Consider the following 3,890-nt stretch of genomic DNA (forward strand, 5'->3'; position numbering starts at 1 on the left):
CTGGTCTCGATGATGCGCGACGTGGTCCAGCGCGGCACCGGTACGGCCGCCAAGGTGCTTGGCCGTGAGGACGTGGGCGGCAAGACCGGCTCGACCAACGACCACCGCGACGCCTGGTTCTCCGGTTTCGGCGGGCCCTATGCCACCACCGTGTGGGTCGGCCGCGACGACTTCCGCTCGCTGGGCTACCGCGAGTACGGCGGCAAGGCGGCCCTGCCGATCTGGATCGACTACATGCGCGCGGCGCTGAAGGACACCCCGATCGCCAAGAACGATCCGCCTTCGGGCATGGTCCAGGCCACGCTCAACGGCGCCACCGAGTGGGTCAAGGTGGAGGACATGGACAAGATCGAGGACTTCAGCTTCGACACCCATGTGCAGCAGGCGGACGACGCCGCGTTCGATATCTTCTGACCGCAGGTGCCGGGTATGCCCCGGCACCGCGGACGGGCAGAGGCCGGGCATTGCCCGGCCTTTTTTTGTCTGCCGGCTGCGCATGGCCGGCTCCACCTCCGCCTACGCGGCGTCCCCGGGTAGAGCCACCCCATGGGTGGCTGCCTCCGAATCCGGCATCACGCGCAGCCACCCCATGGGTGGCTCTACCGCCTTGTCACATCGCCGGTGTACATTGCCGTGCAGGTCGCACAGGAGTACCGGTCATGCATCGAGCCCGTCAGCATGCAGCCACCCAGACCCGCGAGCGCCGCCACCGGCTCGCCCATGAAGCGGCCCGATTGATGGCCGAGGGTGGCATCCGCGACTACCACCAGGCCAAGCTCAAGGCGGCGGCCCGGCTGGACATCCACGATGATGCCTCCCTGCCCCGCAACGCCGAGATCGAGGACGCGCTGCGCGAGTATCAGCGCCTTTTCGCCGGGCCCGACCACGGCAGCCAGCTGCGCCAGCGTCGCGAGGCGGCCCTGCGTGCGATGGAGTTCCTGGAGCGGTTCGCGCCGCGCCTGTGCGGGCCGGTGCTGGATGGCACCGCCGATGCCAACAGCCCGGTGCAGCTGCAGGTCCACAGCGACGACGCCGATGCGGTGCAGCGCCACTTCGACGAACACGGCATCCCCGCCGAACTGCGCACCCGCCGCCTGCGGCTGGACCGCGAGCGTGTGCTGGACGTGCCGGTATGGGTGTTCAGCGCCGAAGACCTGACCTTCGACATCGCGGTACTGCCCTACGACGCCCTGCGCCAGCCGCCGCTGTCGGCGATCGACGAGAAGCCGATGCGGCGTGCGTCGGTGGCGCAGCTTCGCCAGGTGTTGGCGGAGGCGGAGATTGCCGGGTACCTGGCCCCTGACCCGTGATGGGCGCAGGGGCGCTGCGTAGCCTTACCAGCCCAACAGGCCGCGCTCGAATGCACCCGGCTTGAGCTGGGTGTAGAAGGCATCGAGGAAGATGTTCGGGTTGGGCTCGCCGTGGATCTTCGCTGCCACCGCCGGAACCCGCACCGTCTCGATAACCTCCCACAGTTCCGCTGCAGGCATCGAGTACGAGCTGTCCGGCATCGCGAAGCGTGCCGTGGGCGGTAGTGCGCCGTCCATGGTCCTGGCCACCGCTTCAATGAGCGCCTCCGTCGATACTTTTTCACGCGGTCGGCGGCGCACCGTCTGCGCGAACATCAACTCCGAGAAGATCCAGGGCGAACCGGTGTACGCCCGCCCCTCCACGTAGTCGTCGATCCGCACCGCCTTGCTGTCCAGGAACAGCAGCAACTCGGCCTGGTCGATCATGCGCTGCAGCGCGACGTTCAAGATCATGTACATGCTCGCGGCCGTTCGCGTGACACGCGCGTAGTAGAACGTATCCGGCTTGCCGGGAATGACCGAACGGATCTTGTCCACTTCATGCAGCAGCGTGTATACATCCCCCCACACGCAGGAATCGACAAAGACCTTCAATCCCAGGCTTTCCAGATGCACGGCCAGTGCAACCACCGCGTCGTGGTCCTGGTGGGTGTGCGACAGGAAGACATCGGCGGTCTCGGTCGGGAACAGATCGCTGGCGATGGCCTCGGCATCGAGCAGATTCTCATCATTGAGGATGTAGTCCCGGATCCTGACCAGGCGGTCCCGGTTGCGGGTCTTGAAGCTGTCCATCGCCACGCCATCGGCGTACAGCGTCAGTGCGTCGAAGCCGGCGATTCTTGCATCCAGAAGCATGCGCGTTCCTTCTCGTGTTTTTTGGGGAGTGGCATGGGTCCAACCGGGTGCCAGCGGAGGTCATGTCCAGCCAAGCAGCTGCTTTTCCTGCTGGCTCAGCGGCAGCTTTCCGTACAGGTGATCCAGGAAGACCGGGGGGTCGTGCCGGTAGGAGGCGGCCGGAAATCCCGTGGTATCGGCTATCGCACGCTCCAGCACCTCCCACGCCAGGATGTGGGGTGCCTCCGGCGCGCCGAACAGCGCACGTTGCCCGCCTGCGACCGCCTTCAAGGCATCCAGCGTCAGCCGCGGACGACCACGCCGCGGCAGGTGCCGGGCAAACGTGAGTTCGGAGAACACCCAAGGGGCGCCGGCATGACGGCCGTCGTCCACCCACGTCTGCCCGTGCGTCGGCTCACCTTCCAGGTGCAGGAAAAGCTCGCAGCCATCGATCAACCGCTGCAGCATGGCGTTGAGCGCCATGCAGACATTGGCCGAAGCGGGTGCTGCCTTGCCCGGATGTAGAACGTGCACGCCTGCCGAACGGCGGCGTTCGCACAGCACCTGGTCCATCTCCCGCTGCAATGCATCCACCGTGCGCCAGAGACAGGAATCCACGAAGACGCTCACGCCCAACCGCTCCAGCATCACCGCCAGCTGCAGCACCTGCTGGCGATCCACCGCGCCGTGTGACAGGAACACATCGGCCTGCAGCGCGGGCAGCGCTGTCCGCTGCGCCGACGCGGTATCCAGCAGGTTGTTGCTGTTCAACAGACAGGCAGCCACGTCCTGCGCGGCCAGACTACACCGCGCCTGGAAGGCTGCCGTGGCCCCCGGGTCCACCTTCAACGCGGCGTCGGCGAAATCCCGTACCCGAAGCTTCAGCAGCATGCGCGTGCCTCCTGGACGAACAGGTACGCCAGCACGACGGCCGCCACCAAGGGCGGGTGGAACGCCAGCACCGTGGGCCGGCATAGCACCCTCAGCAACGGCTCGCGCACGGCGGCCAGCCGCGCGCCGTCGATGCGATAGGCAATCCGCTGTGCCAGCGGCGCATCGCTCGCCGCGTTGTACAGGCGCACGAAGGCGCGTTCCTGCTGCAGGAAGAACGCATGGAAGCCCATGAACAGCCCGCCCGGCAGCACGAACAGCGCCCAGTGAAAGGTCACCTGATCGCCGAGCGAGCAGGCCAGCAGCGCGGTCAGCACCGCTACGCTACCCGCCTTCATCGCCGTGGCGCTGTTCGCGAGCCTCGCAATGACACCCTGCAGGAACGCGAGATAGCCCAGACGCCACGCGATCTGGTCGCTGATGTTCTCCATCGGAATCCCCTTGTGATGCAACGGACAGGGCACCGCACGGGCGCCCCGCCCCGCCGCTTACCAGCCGATGCCCACGCCGAGGCCCACGCTCTGCTCACCGCTGTTGGTGAACGCCCCATTGAGGCTGAAGGTGGCCGAGCCGCGTTCGTTGAGCACCCGCTGGTAGCCCACCGCCATGGCCGATTCGCCATCGCTGTAGCCCACGCCCGCACCGAGGCGGTTGTAGGTGGCCAGGCCGGCGGTATTCATCGCCATCGCGGTCTGCGCACTGCTCATCGCCGCCATGCGGTTGAAGCGCTTGTCCATCTTGTCCAGGCGGCGTTCGAACGTGCTGATCGCCCCATCGGTGTACTCGTTGGCGCGGGCCAGCATCTTTTCCAGCTCGGCGGTATCGACCTGCGGCGTCGGCGCCGGGGCGTCGGCC

The 3,890-nt window shown here is 66.9% G+C and carries 5 protein-coding genes and 1 pseudogene; 2 read left to right on the top strand and 4 right to left on the bottom strand.

Translation table 11 applies throughout. The annotated features are described in order from the left end of the window. Positions 1-414 (top strand): annotated as a pseudogene (locus DBR34_RS23500) (peptidase); the annotation flags it as partial. 245 nt (positions 415-659) lie between these two features. Next, positions 660-1,310, top strand: coding sequence for a hypothetical protein (locus tag DBR34_RS16390; RefSeq protein WP_128097584.1), 651 nt, complete (start codon positions 660-662; stop codon positions 1,308-1,310). Positions 1,311-1,334: 24 nt separating this feature from the next. Here DBR34_RS16390 and DBR34_RS16395 read toward each other — a convergent pair whose 3' ends face one another. The 4 genes from DBR34_RS16395 to DBR34_RS23505 all read right to left on the bottom strand — a co-directional run. Beyond that, positions 1,335-2,165: a toll/interleukin-1 receptor domain-containing protein gene (locus DBR34_RS16395; protein ID WP_128097585.1), complete on the bottom strand. Its 831-nt coding sequence runs from the start codon at positions 2,163-2,165 to the stop codon at positions 1,335-1,337. A 60-nt stretch (positions 2,166-2,225) separates the two neighbouring features. Continuing rightward, positions 2,226-3,035 carry a toll/interleukin-1 receptor domain-containing protein gene (locus tag DBR34_RS16400; RefSeq protein ID WP_128097586.1) on the bottom strand — a complete coding sequence of 270 codons (810 nt, stop codon included), beginning with the start codon at positions 3,033-3,035 and terminating at the stop codon, positions 2,226-2,228. Continuing rightward, positions 3,026-3,466, bottom strand: coding sequence for a hypothetical protein (locus DBR34_RS16405; RefSeq protein ID WP_128097587.1), 441 nt, complete (start codon positions 3,464-3,466; stop codon positions 3,026-3,028). Before DBR34_RS16405 ends, DBR34_RS16400 begins: the two co-directional genes overlap by 10 nt. Before the next feature lie 57 nt (positions 3,467-3,523). Beyond that, a partial coding sequence (locus DBR34_RS23505; protein WP_258224021.1) for a YadA C-terminal domain-containing protein occupies positions 3,524-3,890 on the bottom strand: 367 nt, incomplete at its 5' end.

The sequence above is a fragment of the Stenotrophomonas sp. HMWF003 genome (assembly GCF_003061285.1).
In the GTDB taxonomy this organism is placed as follows: Bacteria; Pseudomonadota; Gammaproteobacteria; order Xanthomonadales; family Xanthomonadaceae; genus Stenotrophomonas; species Stenotrophomonas maltophilia_AP.